Annotated in this window: 16 protein-coding genes and 1 pseudogene; 7 read left to right on the top strand and 10 right to left on the bottom strand. The window is 62.9% G+C overall.

Annotated elements, in window-relative coordinates:
- Positions 1 to 625: efflux RND transporter periplasmic adaptor subunit (locus FOZ70_RS28980; RefSeq protein WP_219707367.1), on the bottom strand; the 625-nt coding region annotated here is incomplete at its 3' end.
- Positions 626 to 856: 231 nt separating this feature from the next.
- Positions 857 to 1,741: a LysR family transcriptional regulator gene (locus FOZ70_RS28975; RefSeq protein WP_021163681.1), complete on the bottom strand. Its 885-nt coding sequence runs from the start codon at positions 1,739 to 1,741 to the stop codon at positions 857 to 859.
- Positions 1,742 to 2,337: 596 nt separating this feature from the next.
- Between FOZ70_RS28975 and FOZ70_RS28970 the strand changes: the two genes are divergently transcribed.
- Entirely contained in the window at positions 2,338 to 3,306 is a 969-nt protein-coding gene (locus FOZ70_RS28970; protein WP_219707366.1) for an AraC family transcriptional regulator, read from the top strand.
- A 181-nt stretch (positions 3,307 to 3,487) separates the two neighbouring features.
- Here the strand turns inward: FOZ70_RS28970 and FOZ70_RS28965 are convergent, their stop codons facing one another.
- A complete protein-coding gene (locus FOZ70_RS28965) occupies positions 3,488 to 4,429 on the bottom strand; it encodes a LysR family transcriptional regulator (RefSeq protein ID WP_059487854.1) in 942 nt (313 codons plus the stop codon).
- A 298-nt stretch (positions 4,430 to 4,727) separates the two neighbouring features.
- Positions 4,728 to 6,026 (bottom strand): adenylosuccinate synthase, encoded by a 1,299-nt coding sequence (locus tag FOZ70_RS28960; protein WP_219707365.1) that lies wholly within the window; start codon positions 6,024 to 6,026, stop codon positions 4,728 to 4,730.
- Between the two features lie 140 nt (positions 6,027 to 6,166).
- Between FOZ70_RS28960 and gcvA the strand changes: the two genes are divergently transcribed.
- A complete protein-coding gene (gene gcvA, locus FOZ70_RS28955) occupies positions 6,167 to 7,072 on the top strand; it encodes a transcriptional regulator GcvA (RefSeq protein WP_219707364.1) in 906 nt (301 codons plus the stop codon).
- A gap of 181 nt (positions 7,073 to 7,253) precedes the next feature.
- Here gcvA and FOZ70_RS28950 read toward each other — a convergent pair whose 3' ends face one another.
- Complete coding sequence (locus tag FOZ70_RS28950; protein WP_021163674.1) at positions 7,254 to 7,565, bottom strand: hypothetical protein; 312 nt, start codon at positions 7,563 to 7,565, stop codon at positions 7,254 to 7,256.
- Between the two features lie 2,550 nt (positions 7,566 to 10,115).
- On the opposite strand from FOZ70_RS28950, the gene FOZ70_RS28945 reads away from it, so the two are divergent.
- Complete coding sequence (locus FOZ70_RS28945; protein WP_021163671.1) at positions 10,116 to 11,432, top strand: replication initiation protein; 1,317 nt, start codon at positions 10,116 to 10,118, stop codon at positions 11,430 to 11,432.
- A 94-nt stretch (positions 11,433 to 11,526) separates the two neighbouring features.
- Here the strand turns inward: FOZ70_RS28945 and FOZ70_RS28940 are convergent, their stop codons facing one another.
- From FOZ70_RS28940 to FOZ70_RS28925, 4 genes are all read right to left on the bottom strand, one after another.
- Positions 11,527 to 12,558, bottom strand: a complete 1,032-nt coding sequence (locus FOZ70_RS28940; protein ID WP_021163670.1) for a ParB/RepB/Spo0J family partition protein — start codon at positions 12,556 to 12,558, stop codon at positions 11,527 to 11,529.
- Complete coding sequence (locus tag FOZ70_RS28935; RefSeq protein ID WP_011350423.1) at positions 12,551 to 13,246, bottom strand: ParA family protein; 696 nt, start codon at positions 13,244 to 13,246, stop codon at positions 12,551 to 12,553. The genes FOZ70_RS28940 and FOZ70_RS28935 overlap by 8 nt, the downstream gene beginning before the upstream one ends.
- Before the next feature lie 1,806 nt (positions 13,247 to 15,052).
- Positions 15,053 to 16,069 carry an AraC family transcriptional regulator gene (locus FOZ70_RS28930; protein WP_219707363.1) on the bottom strand — a complete coding sequence of 339 codons (1,017 nt, stop codon included), beginning with the start codon at positions 16,067 to 16,069 and terminating at the stop codon, positions 15,053 to 15,055.
- A 125-nt stretch (positions 16,070 to 16,194) separates the two neighbouring features.
- Complete coding sequence (locus FOZ70_RS28925) at positions 16,195 to 17,319, bottom strand: MBL fold metallo-hydrolase (protein WP_059487844.1); 1,125 nt, start codon at positions 17,317 to 17,319, stop codon at positions 16,195 to 16,197.
- Between the two features lie 83 nt (positions 17,320 to 17,402).
- Here FOZ70_RS28925 and FOZ70_RS28920 point away from each other — a divergent pair, with 83 nt between their 5' ends.
- Positions 17,403 to 18,056, top strand: coding sequence for a TetR/AcrR family transcriptional regulator (locus FOZ70_RS28920; protein ID WP_021163666.1), 654 nt, complete (start codon positions 17,403 to 17,405; stop codon positions 18,054 to 18,056).
- 188 nt (positions 18,057 to 18,244) lie between these two features.
- Complete coding sequence (locus tag FOZ70_RS28915) at positions 18,245 to 18,736, top strand: NAD(P)H-dependent oxidoreductase (protein ID WP_048028133.1); 492 nt, start codon at positions 18,245 to 18,247, stop codon at positions 18,734 to 18,736.
- A gap of 134 nt (positions 18,737 to 18,870) precedes the next feature.
- Here the strand turns inward: FOZ70_RS28915 and FOZ70_RS28910 are convergent.
- A pseudogene (locus FOZ70_RS28910) lies at positions 18,871 to 19,454 on the bottom strand (DUF2889 domain-containing protein).
- A 754-nt stretch (positions 19,455 to 20,208) separates the two neighbouring features.
- Between FOZ70_RS28910 and FOZ70_RS28905 the strand changes: the two are divergent.
- A complete protein-coding gene (locus tag FOZ70_RS28905) occupies positions 20,209 to 20,871 on the top strand; it encodes a ProQ/FinO family protein (RefSeq protein WP_021163663.1) in 663 nt (220 codons plus the stop codon).
- Positions 20,872 to 21,373: 502 nt separating this feature from the next.
- The gene (locus FOZ70_RS28900; protein WP_219707362.1) at positions 21,374 to 22,435 is read left to right on the top strand and encodes a DMT family transporter; all 1,062 of its coding nucleotides are present in this window, start codon (positions 21,374 to 21,376) and stop codon (positions 22,433 to 22,435) included.
- Positions 22,436 to 22,570 lie beyond the last annotated feature (135 nt).

Here is a 22,570-nt window from a genome sequence, read left to right as displayed (position 1 = left end):
CCGGGTCGAGCTGCTGCACCGTCGACATCAGCGTCGCCTGGCTCGCCTGCACGTACGCGCCCGGCGTCACCTGCGAGATGCCGACGCGGCCGGTGATCGGCGAAACGACATCCGTATAGCCGAGGTTGATCTGCGCGGTATCGACCGCCGCCTTGCCGGCCGCGACGTCCGCCGCGGCCTGGCCTTGCGTGGCCACCGCGTTGTCGTAGTCCTGCTTGCTGACCGCGTTCGCGGCCACCAGCACCTTGTAGCGTGCGACCAGCGCGTTCTGCGTGACGAGGTTCGCCTGCGCCTTCGCGAGCGTTGCCTTTGCACTGTTCAGCGCGGCGATGTAAGGCGCCGGATCGATCTTGTAGAGGCGCTGACCGGCCTTGACGTCGGTGCCTTCGGTGAATTCACGGCGCAGCACGATGCCGTCGACCCGCGCGCGGACCTGCGCGACGAGGAACGCGCTGGTGCGGCCCGGCAGGTCGGTGAAGACCGGTACGGCTTGCGGCTGAACGGTGACGACGCCGACTTCCGGCGTTTGCGGCGGCGGTGCCGATTCTTTTTTCCCGCACGCGGCCAGGAAAATGGCAGCCGTTGCGGCAGTGATTAAGCGGTATGGAACCCGTTCGACGCGCATGGAGCGACCTCTCGCAAATAGACGACCTTCAATTGGAATCACCAGATCTCCTCGTAACCTGCACGCGCGGCCGGAATGCTGTCGCTTCCTGTTTGCCGCGGATGCGGTTGCGTATGTCGGGCGTTCGTTGCGCCCTGCGGAGCGTTCGTTCGTCGAACTGCTTCCGCGGAAAAAGCGTCATGAGCCCGCGGCACTGGCGGGCAGGCGTTGCCGCGGCAACCAACCGGGCCGCTAGCTCGCGGGCCGGAACGCGGTGCCGGCAAATTCGATGAATGCCCGTGCAGCGGCCGGCAGACGCGCGGTACGCGCATGCGCGAGCTTCAGCGTGACGGGCGCGAGCGAGTGAACCGGTGCAACGCGCACCAGCGCGCCGTCCGCCAGATCGGCGTCGACGAGATACGCGGGCAGCACCGCGGCGCCCATGCCGGCCACGGCCAGCCGCCGTGCCATCTCGAGATGGCCGACGCCCTGACTGCCGCCGGGCGTCGCGTCGGGCCGGAACGCAGCCGCATCGTCGCCACCTGCGGCCGGCAGATCGAGCCGCACGGCCGCAAGATCCGGCCAGTCGCCCGACGCAGCCGCGCCGCCGTGTGCGGCGACATAACCCGGTGCCGCGACGCGCACGGATTCGTAAGAGGCCAGCGTGTGCAACGCGTGCGCACCTGTCACCGGCATGCCGTCGGTCAGGAACGCGACATCGATGTCTTCGGATGTCAGATCGACATGGGCGTCGGTCAGCGTCACGGTCGGCCGCACGTCCGGGAACCGGCTCACGAAACGATCGAGCAACGCGCTCAACTGGCTGAGCCCGAACGCGACCGGCGCGGCAATGCGCAGCGCGCCTTCCGGCTTGCTGCCCATCGCGACGAAACGACCGTCGATCTCGTCGATCGCCCCGAGAATCCGTTCGACGCGCGTGAGATACAACTCGCCGATTTCCGTCAGCGACTGGTGGCAAGTGCTGCGTTGAAGCAGGCGTGCACCAAGGCGCGTCTCGAGCGCATCGACCAGCCGGCTCGCCATCGCCGTCGACACGCGCAGCCGCGTCGCCGCCCGGCGAAAACCGCCTTCCCTTGCCACCGTCACGAATGCCCGAATCGATTGAAGTTGGTCCATTTGTCCGGATTCCCTTGCGCGGTCGGCCGCCTGGACGCGCGCACCCGCTGCCGCGTCCCGACCGACATGTGACGGCCCGGCCAATGCGGCGGCACCGACGCCGGCCACGCCGGATCGGTCGGTGCGCTCGCGCCGGACGCGCACCGGCATGCAACGAACGCAAGCCGGCCTCGGCTGGCCCGATGCACGAATATTCGAATAGCAGTCCTGAGTCTCTTGCAGCGATTCCCAGCGGCAACGCCGGCGGCATCCGTCGGCCTGGCGACGCTCATACCTGCGTCGCCCGAGCGCACTGGAACACGTTTCTTTCAGCAGGTGCAATGGTATGAAAACCGGCGGAAATTGGCTTGCCTGATCCTGCGATTGTTTTGCCTTAATTTCCGAATTTGTGCGCTGCACACTGCGCAACGATGAGCAATGCGGCCGCCGGCCGTGCAGATCCGGATGATTGGGCTGGTTTCCGACAGATTTAGGCAATCACGTGCGCGCGACTCGCCGTACGATGTGACCGCCGCGCCATCCACCTGCCGGGACACCGACGGGGAATCGCAGTCGCGCACCTTGCACCGCCCCCCTCGGTCATCCGCTCACGCAATATGGAAATCGACGCCCGAACGACGCCGCTACAGCGCACCGCACCCGACCACGACCCTCAGTCGCCCACGGCCCGGCTCGCTGCGCTGATCGCCGCCTATGCACCGCACGACGGCACGTTCGAACTCCCGGTGCGTGGCTTGCGCATCGCACGCGTGTCCGCGTCGCCGCCACACTGGAACCATGGCGTGCACCGCGCGTGCCTGAGCATCGTCGGACAAGGCGCGAAATCGACACGGGTCGGCGACGCCGCCTACGTGATCGACGAATCGCGGATGCTGGTTACGACTGCCGACCTGCCCGTCACCGGCCGCGTGACGCGCGCAAGCCCGGCCGAGCCGTTCCTTTGCGCACAACTGGAACTCGACGCGGCCCGCATCGCGACGCTCACACCGCGCGTGTTTCCGCGCGGGCTGCCGAAGGCCGTCGACTGCGGCGCACTCGACACGCACGATGCGCCGCCCGAAATCGTCGACGCCGTCGTGCGGCTAATGCAACTGATCGCACACCCCGACGACATCGACCTGCTCGCGCCGCTGATCGTCGACGAAATCCTCATCCGGCTGCTGCGCGGCCCGTCGGGTGCGCGCGTCGCGCAGGTCGGCCAGGACGACTCGACGACGCAGCGCATCTCGCGTGCAGTAGCCTGGATCCGCGACCACTACCTCGATCCGATGACGGTCGAATCGCTCGCGCGACAGGTGGGCATGAGCCCGTCGACGTTCCATCACCACTTCCGCGCGGTCACGTCGATGAGCCCGTTGCAATGCCAGAAGATGCTGCGGCTGCAGGAGGCACGCCGCCTGATGTGCCTGTCGGCAATGGATGCGCAGCAGGCGTGCCGCAGTGTCGGCTATGTGAGTGCGTCGCAGTTCAGCCGCGAATACGCACGCCTCTTCGGCGATGCACCGGGCCGCGATGTCGTGAAGCTGCGCGACCAGGCGGTGCCGCTATCCCGCGTCGCGCCGTAGGCCATGCACGTGACGTGCGTGGCACCCATGCACCGAACCAACGATGAGGCGCACCCGTTGCCTGCGCATCCTTGGTCGAGCCGGTCGTGCAGATTAATTCGATACCCGGCTCAAATACAGGACTGCATATTATTGGTTCGATTGACGCACAGCATCATCCTCACACCTCGACGGCGCGACTTCAGGACGTGCAGGAAGCGTTCAGCGCGGCCTCGTCGGCGGACAGCATTTCGGGTACGCATTCACGCAGAAAATCGACGAACGTGCGGATTTTCGCATCGAGATACTGGCGCGATGCGTACAGCGTGTAGACGGTCAGCTTCTGCAAGCGGTAGTCGGGCAGCACGCGTACCAGCGCGCCGCTCGCCAGCGCGGGTAGCGCCGACGACATCGGCAGCGAACCGATGCCGAGGCCGGCGCGCAATGCGGCGCCGAGCGCATCGGCGATGTTCACCTGGAAATCCGGCAACGGCAGGTCGAACGTCTCGGGGCCGTCGGGGCCGTCGAGATGCCAGCGATCGCGCGGAAATACGGGCGTGACGATCTGCAGGCACGCGTGGCCGTCGAGCTCGCGCACCGTACGCGGCGTACCGCGCTCCTTCAGATACGCGGGCGACGCGCACAGCACGCTGTGCACCTCGCCGAGCCGCTGCGACACGAGCCCCGAATCGGGAAGCTCCGTCGTACTCAACTGCAGCGACACGTCGTAGCCTTCGTCGATGATGTCGGGCACGTGCTGCGACAGCGTGAGCTCGACCGCGACCGACGGATAACGCTGCCGGTAACGCACGACCGCGGGCACCACGTAGGCCTGGCCGAAGCTCGTCGTCGCATGAACGTGCAGCCGTCCGGACGGCTTCGCCTGTGCATCGGCCGCCTCGGCTTCCGCTTCTTCGATATAGCCGAGGATGCGCTGGCAGCGGTCGAGATAACGCTGTCCGGCATCGGTCAGCGCGATGCGGCGCGTGCTGCGGTTGAGCAGGCGCGTGCGCAGATGCGTCTCGAGCTGCGCGACCGACCGCGATGCATAGGCTGTCGTGATGTCCAGGCGCTGGGCCGCGCTCGTGAAGCTGCCCTCCTCCGCAACCCGGACGAAAATGCGCATCATCTGTAACGTGTCCATCGACCTGTCCCCGGGATTGAGATCACGTCGCGCCACCGTGCGGCCATGGTGCCGGCGGTTCCGGCGCGGGCCGGTCTGGCGCGAATTGTGCGGAACAGTACAGCAGCGGTGCAGACGTGTCCAGTTCGCCGTACGCGGCATGATCCGGATGCCGAATCGTGTCGCCGGGCCGCCCTGCGCGCGTCGTCCGGTTCGTGTGCATGACGTCCGGACGCGCCGGCAAGCTAACCGCAGCGCATCGGCAAAAACTACCCGGCGACCATGGTGGGGCCGCACGATTCACGTCATGTATGACGGATCAGGCCGTGGTGGCCGCATCGAACGGATTGCGCAACACGATCGTGTCGTCGCGCTCCGCGCCGGTCGTGATCATCGATACCGGTGCGCCGGCGACCGCTTCGACGCGCGCGATGAAATCCTGCGCGGCGCGCGGCAGCGCCGCGCGTTCGCGTACCCCTTTCACAGTGCCGCGCCAGCCGTCGAACCGCTCGTACACGGGTTTCGCGCGCGACTGCGCATCGAGGCTTGCCGGCAGATGATCGACCCGCACGCCATCGAGTTCGTAGCCGACGCACAGCTCGATCGACTCGAAACCGTCGAGCACGTCGAGCTTGGTGAGCGCCAGCGAATCGATGCCCGAAATCCTGACCGCCTGACGCAACTGCGCGGCATCGAGCCATCCGCAGCGGCGCGGCCGGCCGGTATTCACGCCGAACTCCTGCCCGCGCGCGCGCAGCGTTTCGCCGGTCGCGTCGGACAGCTCGGTGAGGAACGGGCCGCCGCCGACCCGTGTCGCATACGCCTTGGTGACGCCCAGCACGTGGCCGAGCTTCGACGCGCCGAGCCCCGTGCCGGCCGCCGCCGCCGATGCAACGGTGCCGGACGACGTCACGAACGGATACGTGCCCCAGTCGATGTCCAGCATCACGGCTTGAGACCCCTCGAACAGGATGCACTCGCCACGGTCGGTCGCGTCGTTGAGATCGGCCCAGACGGGGCGGACGAACGGCAGGATTCGCGGCGCGAGGTCGGCGAGCGTCGCCAGCATCGCATCGCGCGAATGCTCGTCGAGCCCCAGGCCGCGGAACCACGCGTTGTGATGGTCGACGAGCACATCCAGTTTGGCGGCAAGCCGGCCCGGTTCCGCGAGATCGCCGACGCGCAACCCGCGACGCCCGACCTTGTCCTCGTAGGCCGGCCCGATCCCGCGCAGCGTGGTGCCGATGGGCTCGCGGCGCAGACGCTCCTGAGCCTGGTCGATCGCACGGTGGATCGGCAGCACCAGCGTCGCGTTCTCGGCGATCGACAGGTTGTCCGGCGTCACCGACAGCCCGAGTTCGGCCATCCGCGCGATTTCCGCGAGCAAGGCTTCCGGATCGAGCGCCACGCCGTTGCCGATCACGCCGCGCTTGCCGCGCACGATGCCGCTCGGCAGGAGCGCCAGCTTGTATGTCTTGCCGCCGACGACCAGCGTATGACCTGCGTTGTGGCCGCCGTTGTAGCGCGCGACGAGATGGGCCTGTGCCGCCAGCCAGTCCACGACGCGTCCCTTACCTTCGTCGCCCCATTGGGCCCCCACGACCACCACGTTCGGCATGCTCCGCACTCCATGTGAGAAATTCAGACAATCGTTCGGCCGAGCCGGCCGTTTGTGTGCCATATTGGCGGAGCTTGAGCACCCGATCAAACGATTAAACCTGAACTATCGCGTGAGTAAATCTCACGTGAAATGACGCAATGGCCCGACGCCTCCCTCCATTGAATTCGCTGCGCGCGTTCGAAGCTGCCGCGCGCCACGGCAGCTTCACGCTGGCCGCCGACGAACTGTGCGTGACCCACGGCGCGATCAGCCGGCACGTTCAGCAACTTGAGGCGTGGCTCGGACGGCCGCTGTTCGAACGCCATAACCGCCGAGTCGAGCTGACCGACGCGGGCCGCGCGTATCTCGCCGAGGTCGGTGCGTCGTTCGACCGGATCGCGCTCGCCACCGCGCAGCATTTCGGCCATGCGCAGCAGCGCGTGCTGCGCGTCAGTGCACCCGCGACGTTTTCGTTGCGCTGGCTGGTGCCGAAGCTGTCGTCGTTTCAGGTCGCCCATCCAGCCATCGAGGTACGGCTGTCGACGTCGAACGAGCCGATCGACAAGCTGCGCGACAAGGTCGACCTGATTGTGCGCGGCGGCCCGCAAGCCATCGACGGCTACGTTGCCGAGGAATTCCTGTCGGAAGTCCGGCTGCCCGTGTGTGCACCGAAGCTGCTTGAAGGGCGACCATTGCATACGGCCGCCGATCTCGCCGGCTTCACGCTGCTGCACGCGGCCACTTATCCCGGCATGTGGCCTGAATGGCTCGCGGCAGCCGGACATCCGAATCTCGCGCCGCGCCACTCGCTCACGCTCGAGCATTTCTACCTGACGCTCCAGGGTGCGCTCGACGGGCTCGGCGTCGCGATGGGGCCGATCGCGCTCGTCGCGGACGACATCGCCGAAGGTCGGCTCGTGCAGCCGTTCCGCGAACCGGCGCTGCCGCCTTGGCGTTACTTCACGTACGTCGCCTCCGCACGCGCGAACGACGACGCCGTACGGGCGTTCAAGGACTGGCTGAGGGTGACCGGAAATGCGGCTGAGCCGGGCGGGCGGAGCTGACCGCGTCGGTGTGCGGGTGGCACGCGCCACAAAATGCAGGAATGCGAATCAAATAACGCAAGCGACTGGATTGCGATATTGCCTTCGTCGATACCGGGATTGCTGCGTTTGATGTGCGCCGTGGAACGGCGACGCATGCGGCAAGCCGCGGATTGATCCGTGGCTTGCCGCCGGACGACGCTTACTGGCTTGCGCCGATGCCGGCTTTTTTCTCCGCGTTCTGCAGGTTCTGCGGATAGTTCGGATCATTGGCCGCCGGCTTGTAACCGGCATCTTCGAGTTTCTTCAGCTCGGCGTTGTTCTTCGCACGCGCGGCCTTGTGCTCTGCCTTGCGCTGGGCCCTGGCCGCCTTGCGTGCCTGGCTCTTCGCTGCCTTGGCGTCCTGGGCAGCGGACGCGCTGGCGTCGGTCTGCGCAAACGCGGGAACTGCCGAGCCGAACAGGAACGCGGCTGCGGTAGCAGCCAACGTGAGTTTTCTGATCTGGATTCGCATCGCTGAACTCTCTTTTCTGGTTTATCACGGATTGGAAGACCATCGAGATACCGCCCCTGCCCCGGTCGGTTGTCATGCCGCATCCGGGACCTGTGCATCATAACCGCGTCGTGAAAAATATGGCGTCAACGTGCAACGGGGTTCGGGGATACACGTATGGGAGAAAACGTGGACGGCACTCGACCGGGACGGTCACTGACAGGACGGGAATTGTGGATCGCGCCATTGCGGCAAGCGGAAACCGGCGACGTACCTGCGCCCTGAAGACGCGGACGAGTGATGTATGGAGGCGCGATGCGAAATACCCATGACTGTTTCATAGGTGGGGATGCCGGCGCGCTCACCCTGGACGCGATCGTCATTCGGCCAATCACGATCACCGCAGTCACAGCAGTCGAACTGTGTGTCACGTTGCCGGTCGACGTGGTTCAAGCGACAGTCCCTCCCATAAACGACCACGATTCGGTGTTACGGAGATCAAGGCAAGCACGATTGCATCGCACACAGCGTTTGCAGTTCGATACAGCAACCAATCGCTGAACTGTGACCCCAAGGGCTGCCTTAGTCGGCAAATATGGTCGCCATGTGGTCCGTATGACGAAAGGCGTCGACATTGCCTACGGTGAAGACATCGGCACGGACCGCTTCACGATTGCGCTGACGGCATCGCGCGGATGTCACCACGGTCGTCGGGCGAACGTGATCCGCAGAAATGATGTCGCGACCAGGTGAGATCCGGCCGATTCAGCGCAGGAATGCATCGGACCGCATGTCCGAAACACAGGATTTTCATTCCGCGACCTTGGCCTCAATGCATCGTGGCGAGCATTGCCGCCCGCACAGCATGCCGATACCTGTGGCCTAGTCAGGCCGGCGAGCTTTCACGAGATTCGAAAGTGTCGGAAGGTGAGAATGTTCGGGATCATCGCTCGAATTCGACTGGGGTGAGCTTCGTGATCCCTCCATCTTCACGTTGGCCCGCGACGCATGCTGGATCGACCCAGGACCCGGCGACGCGTGCAAATGATGCCGCCCCCTACTCGATCTCAGGAAAGCCGTTCCAGGGCCTCTCGTTGTGGATGGGAGGCACAGCATTGATTTTCGGTTGATGGAGCCAAAGGTAGAAAGTTGGACGCCCCGAGCGCGGCGAAGCGAGTTGCGGCGATTTCCTCTGTGCACAGCCGACAGGCTGGGTTTGAGCGGAGACGCGAGCCGACGATCGGAGAACTTTCTTCGTAGACGAGGAGGCCTGAGTGTAAAAATTCCTTCGCCAGCCGTAGCGGATGATTTCAAACTGCTGTGAACGAAACCGAAGAGATCTATGTTTCCGGCGGGCCGATGGACTTTGCCGGTCGATAACGTGCATTCGCGAGGCTACGGGGACGGTTTTTCGATCCCATAAACGGGAACCTGTACCTGGAAACGGGCAGTTTCCTCCCGTTTTTCTCCCATAAGTTTCTACGTTTCAGTCGATGTGAGTATGTACTCACCTCTTCTGGCAGCCTTGTTGGGCCTGAGACCTTCGCGAAACGAGGAGCTGGGGCATTGTTTCCCAAGCCTGAATCGAAGCTTTGAGGTGCCTGCAACACCATAGACGGCTACTCAATGGTAGCGGTTTATGGGGTTCGTCTTTCTGTGGACGCGCACGTGTGTTTACATCTTTTGTTAACGACGTTTACTTCTTTAACTACTTTTAGACGGCTCACAGCCTTATCCCACAAGGGTTTGACAGGTGTTCGGTACCCATTTATGGGAGCACAGGTGTAAGGGTCTGGGGTTTCAGGTCTGTGGATTTGGGGTTTGGGGTACCGGGTTGTGGGGAGTCAGGGTTGTGGATATGGGGCAAGCGTACCCGGTTATGGGAAATCGGCCACGGAACACGTTGGGTAGTCGTCTATGGGAACGTATGCAGGTAGCCTTTTATGGGGCTTTTTTTTGATCCGTAGATGCCTGAAGGCACAGAGATTTTTCTTGGGTAGCCGGTTATGGGGCGCTTCAAAGGTAGCCGGTTATGGGTAGCATCCGGGGCCGCCTGACTGCCTTTTTCCAAATTTTCCAGTGGTTGGTTCCCATGGACAGGATGGACGGCACGGACAGGTAACCTTTTATGGGGAAATCGGAGGGTTGCCGTTTATGGGAGCTGTCTGTGGCATCCATGCAATCAAGGCCGGTTGAAAGGTACCCTCCTGTGGGAATCGATGAAGGTAGCAAGTTATGGGAGGAAAACGAGACTGTGCTGCAAGGCACCATGAATGTGCCCAGCGATCTCGATTCTGCACATCTGTTTCCCATGGATGGTTACCTTGGCGAGGGCAAATCCCGTGCCGGGTTTCCGTGACCGGGCATGAAAGGTAGCAGCTTGTGGGAGGCATTTTGGTCGAAAGGTAGATGGATATGGGGCCCCGAAAAAATCGTCTGATCGAAGATTTTCCTTTTGTATCTGAAGGTTAGGCGAGATAGTGCAAGTAAAGCAGGAACAAGGGCGTTGCCCGTCGCCGCGAAAAGGTATAAAGTCCGCTCTCAACAAGGTGACCTTATCCGGACATTACGATGCCGCGCAAGCCCGCAAGCAAAGGCTCAGACAAACAGGTTTCGCTGTTTCAGACACCCGAGCCTCCCGACTTGCTGCGCAAGGCGGTCCAGGCGATTCATATCGCGCCCAAGTCCGGGAAGATCGGGCTGCAGCAGCGCAAGATGTTCAGCTCGCTGATCAAGAATGCGCTTCGGCAAGAGGCGTTCGAGCCGGGCCGGACGAGCTTCTCGATCTCGATTGCGTCGCTCTCGCACGAGAGCGGGTTGAACAGCAACAACACGAAATACGTGAAGGACACGGTCAACTCGCTGATCAGTACCGTCGTCAACTGGGACTACCTGGCCGCGGACCGATCGACCGTCTGGAAAGCGTCAGGCCTCCTCGCCGGCGCGGAGCTCGAGCAATCGGTGCTGAAGTACAGCTTCTCCGACCAGATTCGCAGCGAATTGCTCAACCCCGAGATCTACGCACTGATCGATATGCGGATCGCCCGCGAGTTCCGGCGGTCGCACTCGCTCGCGTTGTGGGAAAACACGGTGCGCTACGAAGGAATCGGCATCACCGCGAAGATCCCGCTGCCGAAATTTCGTGACCTCATTCTCGGCCAGGACAAGGCGTCGCAGTCGTACAAGGAATACAAGCTGTTCAAGAGCAAGGTCCTGGTGCCGTGCATTCAGGAGGTGAACGAAGTTTCGGATCACACGCTTGAGCTGATCGAACACAAGTCCGGCCGGAGCGTGGAAGCCGTCCAGTTCAAGGTGACGCGCAAGCAGAGTGCCGATACGGTGGAGGACGGCGACGTCAAGAACGAAGCGCTGGTCGAGGAGGTCGCCAAGTTCGGTATTCCGCGTTCGGAAGCGCGCCGGCTGATCACGCAATATGGCGTGCAGCGCATCAAGGCTGCGATTGCCTACACGCTCAATCGGACTACGAAGAAGAATGCGGCGCCGGTCGATAACGTGGCCGCATACTTCCGCAAGGCGCTGACGCACGGCTATACGCTGGCCGACGGGCAGGGAACGGAGGCGGCTGCACCGGCGAAGGAATCCGCGCAGAGCAAGCAGGAACAGATTCGCGACAAATATCTGGCGGCGAAGGTCGAGGAAGCCGGCGCGTATTTCCGCGAACTGGAGATCGACGACCAGACCAAGCTGATCGAGCGTTACAACGAGACGGTGGCAGGCTCGAAGGATCTGACGCTGTCGCCGAAGAAGAAGGCGAGCAAACTTGCGCAGACCAGCTTCTTCCGATGGCTCGCGCTGGATACATGGGGCGAACCGACCTCGGACGACTTGCTGGAATTCTTGCTGAAAAGCAGTCTCGCAGGCAACTGAACGAGGCCTCGCAGCCGGGTGCGCGTCGCGTGCCGGACGTCGTCGTCCGGCTTCGCGATGCAACGCGGATGTGAGGCCTTCTGCTTTTCGCGCGTTACTTTTGCGTAGCCGTTGCCAGCTCGGCAACGTACGCGTCGATGACGGTCTTCAGCTTGTCGGCGAGCGCCTCCTGGTGCGATGCGTCGACGCCCTTGAGCTGCAGATCCAGGCGGCCGTCCGGATAGGTCTTCAACTGACCGATCGCTTGCGATTCGAGCGCGAAGTCATGCCGGACGCTGTAACGGGTGCGTCCTGCCTTCTTGCTGCCGTCGCTCTGCGCACGCAGGAAATTCTCGAGATCACGAACCGATTTTTTCCGGTCGATCACGGCCGTCAGCAGCCGGTCGGCCGTCGGCTCGCCCAGGCGTTCGAAGATCAGCTTCAGGAAATACGCCGCCTGCAGGCCGACCACGTCGTTCGCGCTCGCCATCCGTTCAAGGAGTGTGTTCGGGAGTGCGTTGAGCGACAGCGTCTTGCTGATCGATGCCTTGTCCTTGCCGATTTTTTCCGCCAGCGTGTTCTGGTCGGAAAAGACCTTCTCGTCGAGGAGACGCTTCCACGCGACCGCATCGTCGAAGATCGTCTGGCGTTCGTGGTCGTGGTTCGCGCGATACGCGATCGTGTAGAGCTGCTCGGGCGTGTGATCCGTGCGGAACGTGGCGTTGATGGTTTCGTCGCCGTTGATGCTCGTCGCGCGAAGCCGGCGTTGCCCGTCGATCACGACGAGCTTGCCGGGAAATTCCGGCAGCCGCGTCACCTTGATCGGCTCGATCTGCCCTTCCCGTTTCAGCGTCAGGGCGAGCTCGTGCAGGCTCGACTCCGAGTAGAACACGCGCGGGTTGAACGGGTTCGGAATGCAATCCTTGACCAGCACCTTCTGTGGCGCGCCAAGATCGGCCGTGCCGGCAGGCGTGGCCGCGGCCGGGGCGCTGGCGGGCGCCGATTCGGCGATGGCGTTCGGTGCGGCCGCCGGTTCGGGCAGCCGCGTTTCGAGTGCCGCATTTTCCTGCGCGAGCCCGCGCAGCAGGCCGGCTGCGAGATGCAGGTTGCCGGTCGGCTTCTTGTCTTTCGAGGTGTCCTTAGCCATGGGCGGCTCCGGTAGCGCGCGTCGACGCGATGTATTGGGCCATTTCCGTGACCAGCTTTTCGATTTCCGCTCGGGCTTCTTTCAGGCCCTTCAGGTACCGATTGTGATGATGGATCGTGGTGCCGAGCGCAAACGTCTGACGGTAGACCTCGCGTTGCGCGATCTGGCTGTCGAGCAGATGCTCCCCTATTTCTTCTGCTCTTAGAATTTTTAAAATTTCTTCACGCATTTTAGTTTTTCCATTAACGCTATTCAGCATTAATGCGGAAGACAGATTTGGGTTACGGACGGATCGCATCGATTCGATCATGCGGATCATCGCGACGGTGCTGTAGAGATCGGCCGGCGACGGCGACAGCGGCACAAGGCAGAAATCGGCAACTTCGAGTACCGATGCGATTCGCGGATCTTCGAGGTTGCCGGGACAGTCGACGACGATCACATCGAAGTTCGCGTCTTGCTTTTTGATTTCGCCGCCAATGCCTCGGCCGGCAGGGGCCAGCGAGAGTACCGTCATCGGCAGCGTGTTCTCGCCGCTCGTTACCCACCGGACGGACGTGCCTTGAGGGTCGGCATCGATCAGGGCGACCTTGTTGCCGCCTGCTTCGAACGCAGCTGCGATATTGACGGAGATGGTTGTCTTCCCAGTCCCACCTTTTTGATTACTGACGGCGATCTTGAAAGCCATTAAATTTCCCCACGGAGTTTTGCGTAATATATGCAATTATTAGCGAAATGTCCAGAAAAAGCCTTCGACGGGATGTATGACTTGATGATCGATATGGTTGTCACGTGACAAGTAGCCGAATGGCTAACGAGTCAGCGATGGGGGATGATCGAGTAAAAATAAAATTGGCGATCTCGCTCAAAAATCACGTACAAAGATCGATAGAAAGTTCGACGAGCTTTAACGGTGATGATGGATTAACGCCTGGAGGCTGGCCGATTGATCTTGCGAAATTTCTGGCAAAACTCTCAGTGACTCCAGTAGGTCGGCTTGGAGAATGTCGTCGGGAAGCTCAGTTGTCACGTGACAAGACGTAGAGATTTGGTGCTTTCCGGTGCACTCCGACATCGAAGAATCTTTGGCCAGATCGCGGTGACGATCTCGGCGAAGTTATTTCAACGTTCGATTGCTGGTTTCGCGCGACTACCTCGCAGCCGAGGTGAGTTGTCACGTGACAATCGCCTCAAGAGCGGACGGTGACGACCGCTCTGGGTCGATTTTCAGCCCCGTTGCGACCGAACTCCGCTGAGAATGAACGGATAGATCGGTAAAGGATAGGTTTGTCGCCGTTGGCTCGTCGCGAAGAGATTCTCCGGGGCGGTTGTTTGCTGGGTTGTCACGTGACAACTGGAGTGTTGTTTGAGGCGCGTGTGCGTTGAGTGGCACGCTGGCCTGCGCGTCGGGCGGCACACACTGTATCGAAGAGTTTGAAGCATCGATTGATCGCAGATTCTGCCCCCATCGTGGCGGGCAATCTGCATTCATACCCCCTGCAAAACGATAGAGTTCCTCACTGGGACAGCAACCCGAGTGCATATCATAAGCGTCTACGATGTGGCCCCATTTAACTGGACCGCTCAGTTGCATCTTCATCGAACGTTAGCCAGCAGGGTAGGGCGAGGCCCTGTCGTGCCTACCCCCGTTCCCGTTAGCGCAGTCTCAGCCTTCACGCGACGGTCGTGCGTGCCAGGCATCGATTTGCGGCAAACTCCGCGATTGAAGGTCGCGCGATAGCTCAAACGGGCCAGATCGTGAAACAATTTCAAGAAATTCGATGTTCGTGGAAATCCTTATCCAGCAAGGGGTTGCGCAATATTCTTCATGTTGTTTCACGCAATATCGACAAGATTGCGCGTTTAAATGGGGGCGCATGGTCATTTCGTGCCCTGCATCCGGCAGCTCGTATAAAGATGCGTCGATTTGTACTTATCAATACGTATTATGTAGTGTTTGAGACTTTCGTGGTCCCGCCAAGTATCTGAGACAAGTCGAACTCCCGCGGATCGCATACACCACGGCACGCTGTCGAGTCTGTGATCGGATGTCCGCGCCAATAATCGGCGCGAGTTGTCACGTGACAACGCGCATTGGTTGCTCAACTCGTTGGATGACAGAGTGACGCGAGAATCCCGGCACCAAAGAGTTTGTGGCAGAGCGCCGGGGAGACCGTCAAGGGACCTGGTCGTTGAAGAGGGGACGAAGTCATCACCGGCTCATGAGAACGGCATGGGACGACCTGCTTGTATCTGCGCTTTGATCGCAAGTTGGCGAAACTTCCGACTCCGAGGGGAGCTCACGCATCGCTCGATACTAAATTGCAAGTCCTCAGGCGGCCATCAAGCCATCACTCCTAAGTCGGCTAGAAATCGAGAGGCGCGCGTCCCGCTGCAAGCGTGTGACTCGCCCGGATCAGGCATGAAACCGATCCAACCATTTCGTGGATACCGCCAAAATCGGCATCCTGCATCTTCGGTACAACTCCGGCGATCAGTAAGTTGCCGCCACCGACAGAACGACATCCGTTCCGCTGCGCAGGTTATCGATATCTCTTCTCGGCGAATTACCGAACAACCGACTGTATTCGCGGTTGAACTGGGTCGGGCTCGCATATCCAACCCGGAACGATGCCGACGTGGCGTCGAGTCGCTCGGACAGCATCAGCCGACGTGCTTCGTTGAGTCGTATCCATTTCTGATACTGCAGCGGACTCATGCCAGTGAGCTGGCGGAAGTGGTGATGGAAAGTCGAACTGCTCATCTGAACCTGCGTCGCCAGATCGTCGACTCGCAGCGACTCGTCGTAATGGGTTCGCAACCACTGGATCGCCCGCGACACGCGGTTGCCCTGACTGCCGGCGGACGCAATCTGACGCAGGCGGCCGCCCTGGTCGCTCGTCAGCAGCCGGTAGTAGATTTCCCGCTCGACGTACGGAGCGAGAACTGCAATGGCGTTGGGATCATCGAGCAACGCCAGCAACCGGTTGACTGCGTCGTAGAGCGGTTCGGTCATGTCGCCGACGACGAGGCCCCGGCCTGCGGGGGTATCCTCGTGATCCGGTGCGACCTGCGCCATCAGTTCGGCCATGGCGCGAAAATCAAGCTTGAGCCCGATCCCGAGAAACGGCGTTTCTCGGCTGGCCTCGATGACCTGTGTTGAACCGGGCAAGTCGAGCGACGTGATCAGAAAACGGTTGGCATCGCATAGATACACATCGCCGCTCTGAATGATCCGCTTCGTGCCTTGGACGACGAGCCCGAAGCTTGGCTCGACCATGCAGCCCATCGGCTGCGTCGGTGTCTCCCTTCGATGGAGGCTCAGGTTCGGAATGGCCGTGGTGAGGTGGTCGACTCCATCCGTCCACCTCGCGACGCGCTCTGCGAGTGTCAGCCGCAGGTCGCTCTCCCGGCTCTGGCGGGTCGATCGGGGAGGGACGCGATTGAATGCAGCGAGGGAGGCGGTGTCGACCTGTTGGCCGGGGGAGTATTGGACTGGTGCCGGATGCATGACTTCTCTACTCGGGTAATCGGGTCTACAGGCGCGGCCCATCGACATGCAGGTACGCCGGAAACGAACTTCCCGGAGGCGCGGCATTGCCGCGCTCCCGGGAAAATGCGCAACGTCCGGTGGGCCTACTTCGTCGCTTGCGACGCGCAAAGCGACCAGCGGCGCGATTTCGTGGCAACGGATGGCACGCGCTCGTCCACCGTGCGCCACCACCGCTCGCCGCGATGCGGCTCGGCCAGAGCGAGGCGCTCGCCCATCCTGGGCGTCGACAATTCGACGCCACGCACGATCGCCAGCGCCGTGACGCGCTCGAACGGTTCCTGCCAGCGGTGCATCGCGAGATCGAACGTGCCGTTGTGGATCGGGACCAGCCAGCGACCGCGCAAATCGATGTGCGCCTGCACGGTTTCTTCCGGCTGCATGTGGACGTACGGCCATTGCGCATCGTATGCGCCTGTTTCGATCAGCGTGACGTCGAACGGCCCGAGGCGCTCGCCGATCGTTCGGAAACCATCGAAGTAGCCCGTGTCGCCGCTGAAGAACACGCGCAAGTCGTCGTCGACGATGACCCAGGATGCCCACAGCGTGCTGTTGCCATCGAACAGGCTGCGCCCGGAAAAATGCTGGGCAGGCGTGGCGGTCAGCGTCAAGCCGGCCTCGTCGACACTCTGCCACCAGTCGAGCTGACGGACTTTCTTCGCGTCGATTCCCCACTCGATCAGGCGGTCGCCGACGCCCAGTGTTGTCACGAACACACCGGTGGTTGCCGCGAGCGCGAGCACCGTGTCGCGGTCGAGGTGATCGTAGTGATCGTGCGACAGGATCACGCCGCGCAGCGGCGGAAGATCTTCGAGTGCGATCGGAGGCGCATGAAAACGCTTCGGGCCGACGCGACGAAACGGCGACGCGCGCTCGGCAAAGACGGGATCGGTCAGCCAGAATTCGCCGCGCAGCTTGAGCAGCAGCGTTGAATGGCCGAGCCGGTACAGGCTGCGATCGGGGGCCGCGTCGAGTTCCGCGCGGGTCAGCGAATCGACGGGCAGTACCCCTGCGGGCACGGTATGGCGCGGCTTGTTGAACAGCATGTTCCACGCGATGCCGAGTGTCTTGCCCAACCCCTCGACCGGCCGGGGCGCGACATTGCTGAAGCGCTCGCCATTGTGCTGCGGCGAGCCGCCAGACAGCACGCGGCCGCGTCGGGCGGCCGCAAGACCCAGAATGCGATGAATCAAAACGAGAGGCGATGCCATGTGGATTCGTCCGGAGAATAAAGTACACTAAACAGTGTAGTTTATTTTTGGGATAAGTAAACTACGCGGTGTAAAATTTCCGAATGGATACCAGCACTCCCCCTCAGCGCCTGACCGATCGAAAGCGCGCGGCCATCGTCGACGCGGCCATCGAGGAATTTCTCGCGTCGGGTTACGACGCGACCAGCATGGACCGAATCGCCGCGCGCGCGGACGTGTCGAAACGCACGGTCTATAACCACTTTCCGGGCAAGGAAACGCTGTTCGCCGCGATCCTGCAAAAATTGTGGGATGCGACCCGAACCGGCAGTTCGCCAACCTATCGTTCTGACGTGCCGCTACGCGAGCAATTGCTCGCATTGCTGGAGCGCAAAATGCGCCTGCTCGGCGACGAGGCATTTCTCGCGCTCGCACGTGTCGCGATCGGTGCGGCCATCCATTCGCCGGAACGCGCGCGCGACATGGTCGAGCGTCTCGGCGAGCGCGAGGAAGACATGACGGTCTGGGTGCGAACGGCCGCAGCGGCCGGACGCCTGTCGGTCACCGATCCGGTGTTTGCCGCGCATCAGCTGCACGGTGTCGTGAAGGCATTCGCGTTCTGGCCGCAGATCACGATGGGCCAGCCGCCACTCGCGGCGCCGGAGCAACAAAAAGTCGCGGAATCCGCCGCAGACATGTTTCTCGCGTACTACGCGCGACCGGAAGACCCCGACGCATCACGCGCCGCAGCGGACTGATCGTGCATCCGGTCGATCATGCGCAAAGCGAGGCCGGCACAATGCGCATGTTCGACGCGCGCCCTGGCCCGACGCGTCGGTAAACCGGCAGTTCCACGGATACAGAACCGCCTCATATGATCGCTGGCCATCCAGCGGAACCCGGCGATGCCGCCGGCTTACCTGAAGCCGAACGCGAGTGACGACGCATGAAGACCCTGTTGATCGTCTATCACACGATGACCGGAGGCACGCAACAGATGGCCGAAGCGGCTGCCGGCGCGGCGCGCGAGCAATCCGGCGTCGACGTCAGGCTGCAGCGCGCGGACGCGACGAGCGCAGACGATGTGCTGGACGCCGATGCCTATCTGTTTGCGACACCTGAGAATCTCGCAGCGATGTCCGGGCTGATGAAGGACTTCTTCGACCGCTGCTACTATGCGGCGCTCGATCGCGTGAACGGCCGCCCGTATGCGGCGATGATCTGCGCGGGAAGCGATGGACAGAACGCCTTGCGCCAGATCGACCGGATCGCGACAGGCTGGCGGCTGAAGAACGTGGCGCCGGGCCTGATCGTCTGTACGCACGCGCAGACGCCGGAACGCATCCTTGCGGCCAAGACGATCGACGGCGACGATCTCGCGCGCTGCGCCGAATTGGGCGCCGGTCTTGCAGCGGGACTTGCACTGGGCGTTTTCTGATCACCCGGGCCGCCGACTGCGCCGGCCGGTCGGCGTGAGGCCGGACCGAAGTACGTTCGTGCACATGACGCGTGCACACCGATGCGGTACCGATCCTGCGGTGCGGGCACTGGACTGGCGCGACTGCCTGGCGCTCAGTTGCCTTTTGCCGGCGTCGAAGGCCGGTGGTATTCGGGCCAAAGACGTTTCACCAGATCGCGCGATGCGCCATATGCATGGCAACTGTCGATCTTGAGCGGCTTTCCGTCGCTGTCGCGCTCCTCGAGCGATGCTTCCGCATGCCGACCATCGTCTGATAGGCCGTGGTGGCGATCGGGCCGAGCAATTCCTTCAGGTGCGTGCACGTATCGCAGGACGGCAGGCGCTTGCGAACCTCGCTGTTCCAGCCGGCGCCGATGGTCAGTCCGACGAGCGCCTGCAGCGAGTCGCCGCCACCCGGACACTGCGCATACGGATGCGACCGGAGGAACGTTGATACGGCGCGGACGATCATGTCGGCGTCGAAGACCAATGTCACGCCGAGGTCGTGGATCGGCGACAGCGCAGCGACCGTCCGGGTGCCGCCTGGCGGTGTGAAATCGAAAGTCTTGCGATCCGCGAGGCAGGCTGTTACTTCGAACTGGCCGTCGCTGCGCCGATAGCCGCGCATGTCGATCTGCCGGTGGTGTATTTCCTCGCGCGTGATGCCGTCGTGCGGGATGTCGTGTGGGGGAACCATGTATCTGCTCCGTTTCGTGCAACCGGTTCTTTTCGCCGGCAAGCGAGATCTCGACGGCTGGCCCGGTGCGCAGCGAAAGGGGCCGAGGGATACCGCCGCCGACATCGATCCGGCCATACTACGCACTTTTCGGCATCTTCGTACGCGACGGGATCGATGCGGACGCAACGATTCGAGTAGGGGTATCGATGCGATCGACGGAGGCATTCGCATGTCGCGACAGACGCCGCCCCGTCGCCGAGCGCTTCACATTAGCGCAATCGTCGATTCACACGTTACCGACGGCGCCGCCCGGGATCACGAATGGCGACCGAGATTCGCGGCGCATCGATGCGGCACGATCGGGGGCTGCGCCCGAAGGCGGCATATCTCGCATGGAGCGTCGGCCAGTGCCGCCGCCGGGGCAATCTCGGCGCGCAAGATGGCCCCGATTTCCGCCGACGAGGGTGAACGACGTGACTTCCTGAGGCGTATCCATATAATGCGCAACACGACCGTCCGGATGCATTTCCGGTGCCCCGAATCGCGCCAATGCAGACCAGTGAGTCAACCGGCCGTCGCGCGTACCGGTATACTTCCACTCCTGCCTTGTCCGGCATCGTGGCCGGGTGCCTGAAAACAGAGTGGCGTGCGCGATGCGGCCCCGTAGTGTTCCGCCTCGGCGGCAGACGGGTCGCACGCATGGCGGCGAAGCGGGTGCGCCGCGCGGTGTGACCGCACGAACCACACCTTATATTCCTGGTGGATTGAATTTATGGGTTTTGAACAACTTGCCGAATTGCGGGCGCAACTCGCAGCGAAGGCCAAGCAGGAGCGCAACGCGAAGCGGCCGGCAGCGCCGGCGGACACCGGCGCGAAGCCGAAGTCCGGCGACCAGCCGCAGCGTGGCGCCAAACCGGCTGCGGCCGGCGGCAAAGCACCGCATCGCGCGAAGCCTGCATCGGCGAAGCCGTCGGCGCCGGTCGATCCGGTCATCGTTGCGATCGGCAAACTGCAGCGTAAGTTTCCGCGTGCATTCCCGAAGAATCCGGCCCCCAAAGTGCCGCTCAAGGTCGGCATCTGGGACGACCTCGCGCGCGAAGCACAGGCCGTCGGGCTCAACGAAGCCGAACTGCGTGAAGCGATGTCGACGTGGTGCCGCGGCAACCGCTACTGGTCGTGCCTCGTCGAAGATGCCGTGCGGGTCGACCTGCAGGGCAACGAAGCAGGGCGCGTCACGCATGACGACGCAGCGCGGGCGCGCCGGCTGAAGGCTCGCCGCCCCGGCAAGGGCGCGGCGCAATCGGCCAAGGGCGCGCAGCAGCAGCCGAAAGCCGAGCAGCAGGCCGAGGCGGCCGCCGAGCCGCAACCGGCGAACGTGGAAGCGCAAGCCGACGCCGTGCCGCAGGTCGAGCAGCAAACGGCTGGAAACGAGTAACCGGCAGCGCGCGGCTGCATGCCGCGCGGCGCTGACCCGCATGCATATTGCCTGCGGCGAACGACACGACTGACTGACCTGCCTCGACAGAGGCAGGTCAGGACTCCTCCCACCGGCGCCTGACGCGCCGGGTCCTTATCTATCCCGCCTCGAACAGACCCTGCGACCGGACGAAGAAAGTTCGTCGATCGGTGCTGCATGCGCGATATCCCGACCGTGTCGTTTGCGCGTGGACGATACGCATGTCCGGAACGCGACGACGTGTCATTCAGTTAATTCGGTTTCCTGAAATTTCGCAATGCCGGAAGCGTCGACACGGCATGCGAGCGTTCGCGCCCGTTCGTCCTGACACGCTGACGCGCGATAATCTCGCCGGGGCACGTCAGTTCGTGCGCAAGTTGACCGGTACGATGCAGCTTGCATTCAGAAAGGTACTGAACGCCAACCGCGACACAACCCGAAGCCGCTACCGGCGCCATTCAACGTCAATCCCGTCCGGATCATGCACTCGAGACATTCCGCGATTCTCGTCGCGCTCACCGCTGCCGCGCTGTTCGGCGCCGCGACACCGCTTGCCAAGGCGCTGATCGGCGCGATGTCGCCGTTCATGGTCGCCGGCCTGTTCTATCTCGGCAGCGGCGTCGGGCTCGGTATCGGTATCCTGCTTCGCCGCCTGCACAACCGTCACGCACCGGCCTCAGACGCCGCACCGCTGCAGCGCGCCGACCTGCCGTGGCTGGCCGGCGCGATCGCGGCGGGCGGGGTGGCCGGCCCTGCCTTGCTGATGCTCGGGCTATCGAGCACGCCGGCGGCGACGAGCGCGTTGCTGCTCAATCTCGAAGGCGTGCTGACGGCCGTCATCGCATGGGTGGTGTTTCGCGAGAACGTGGATACGCAGGTGTTCCTCGGGATGGTCGCGATCGTCGCCGGCGGCACGCTGCTGTCGTGGACGCCAGACCGGGCCGGTGTGCCGGTCGGCGCGTTGCTGATCGTCGGCGCATGCCTGTGCTGGGCGATCGACAACAACCTGACCCGCAAGGTGGCCGCGAACGATGCGATGGTCATCGCGTGCGTGAAGGGGCTGATTGCAGGGCCCGTGAACATCGGCATCGCGCTGGCGACCGGCGCGACGCTGCCGGCTCTCCCGGTCACGGCCGCCGCGATGCTGACGGGGCTCGGCGGCTACGGGATCAGCCTCGTGCTGTTCGTCGTCGCGCTGCGTCATCTCGGCAGCGCGCGCACGGGCGCGTATTTCTCGGTCGCGCCGTTGTTCGGCGTCATGCTGTCGCTGCTGATCTGGCCCGCGCTGCCGCCCGCGACGTTCTGGATCGCTGCCGCGCTGATGGCGCTCGGTATCTGGCTGCACGTTCGCGAGCGGCATGAACACACGCATACGCACGAGCGGCTCGAGCACACGCACCGCCATCGGCACGACGAACATCACCAGCATGCGCACGACTTTACGTATGACGGCAACGAACCGCACACGCATCCGCACGTGCATCTGCCGATCACGCACAGCCATGCGCATTTTCCGGACATTCATCACCGGCACCGGCATTGACCGCGCCACGAACGTCGGACGACGCGGCGCGTAAGGTAACCGTTTATGGGGCGTGCACGGCATCGCGCTCGCATCCGTTGACAGTGCCGCCGGGGCGCGGTCGCAACAACGGGGGCGAGCCGGGCTTTCGTTCTG

The sequence above is a fragment of the Burkholderia sp. COPS genome, assembly GCF_019425585.1.
Classification (GTDB): Bacteria; Pseudomonadota; Gammaproteobacteria; order Burkholderiales; family Burkholderiaceae; genus Burkholderia; species Burkholderia cepacia.
Note: the sequence above shows the minus strand (reverse complement) of the source record. Positions and strands in the feature narration are given on the sequence as shown.

Coding starts and splice junctions, on each gene's coding strand:
- FOZ70_RS28965 (WP_059487854.1), bottom strand. CDS start 4,429: ATGGACACGTTACAGATGATGCGCATTTTCGTCCGGGTTGCGGAGGAG.
- FOZ70_RS28930 (WP_219707363.1), bottom strand. CDS start 16,069: ATGCATCCGGCACCAGTCCAATACTCCCCCGGCCAACAGGTCGACACC.
- gcvA (WP_219707364.1), top strand. CDS start 6,167: ATGGCCCGACGCCTCCCTCCATTGAATTCGCTGCGCGCGTTCGAAGCT.
- FOZ70_RS28920 (WP_021163666.1), top strand. CDS start 17,403: ATGGATACCAGCACTCCCCCTCAGCGCCTGACCGATCGAAAGCGCGCG.
- FOZ70_RS28905 (WP_021163663.1), top strand. CDS start 20,209: ATGGGTTTTGAACAACTTGCCGAATTGCGGGCGCAACTCGCAGCGAAG.
- FOZ70_RS28935 (WP_011350423.1), bottom strand. CDS start 13,246: ATGGCTTTCAAGATCGCCGTCAGTAATCAAAAAGGTGGGACTGGGAAG.
- FOZ70_RS28950 (WP_021163674.1), bottom strand. CDS start 7,565: ATGCGAATCCAGATCAGAAAACTCACGTTGGCTGCTACCGCAGCCGCG.
- FOZ70_RS28970 (WP_219707366.1), top strand. CDS start 2,338: ATGGAAATCGACGCCCGAACGACGCCGCTACAGCGCACCGCACCCGAC.
- FOZ70_RS28960 (WP_219707365.1), bottom strand. CDS start 6,026: ATGCCGAACGTGGTGGTCGTGGGGGCCCAATGGGGCGACGAAGGTAAG.
- FOZ70_RS28915 (WP_048028133.1), top strand. CDS start 18,245: ATGAAGACCCTGTTGATCGTCTATCACACGATGACCGGAGGCACGCAA.
- FOZ70_RS28940 (WP_021163670.1), bottom strand. CDS start 12,558: ATGGCTAAGGACACCTCGAAAGACAAGAAGCCGACCGGCAACCTGCAT.
- FOZ70_RS28975 (WP_021163681.1), bottom strand. CDS start 1,741: ATGGACCAACTTCAATCGATTCGGGCATTCGTGACGGTGGCAAGGGAA.
- FOZ70_RS28925 (WP_059487844.1), bottom strand. CDS start 17,319: ATGGCATCGCCTCTCGTTTTGATTCATCGCATTCTGGGTCTTGCGGCC.
- FOZ70_RS28900 (WP_219707362.1), top strand. CDS start 21,374: ATGCACTCGAGACATTCCGCGATTCTCGTCGCGCTCACCGCTGCCGCG.
- FOZ70_RS28945 (WP_021163671.1), top strand. CDS start 10,116: ATGCCGCGCAAGCCCGCAAGCAAAGGCTCAGACAAACAGGTTTCGCTG.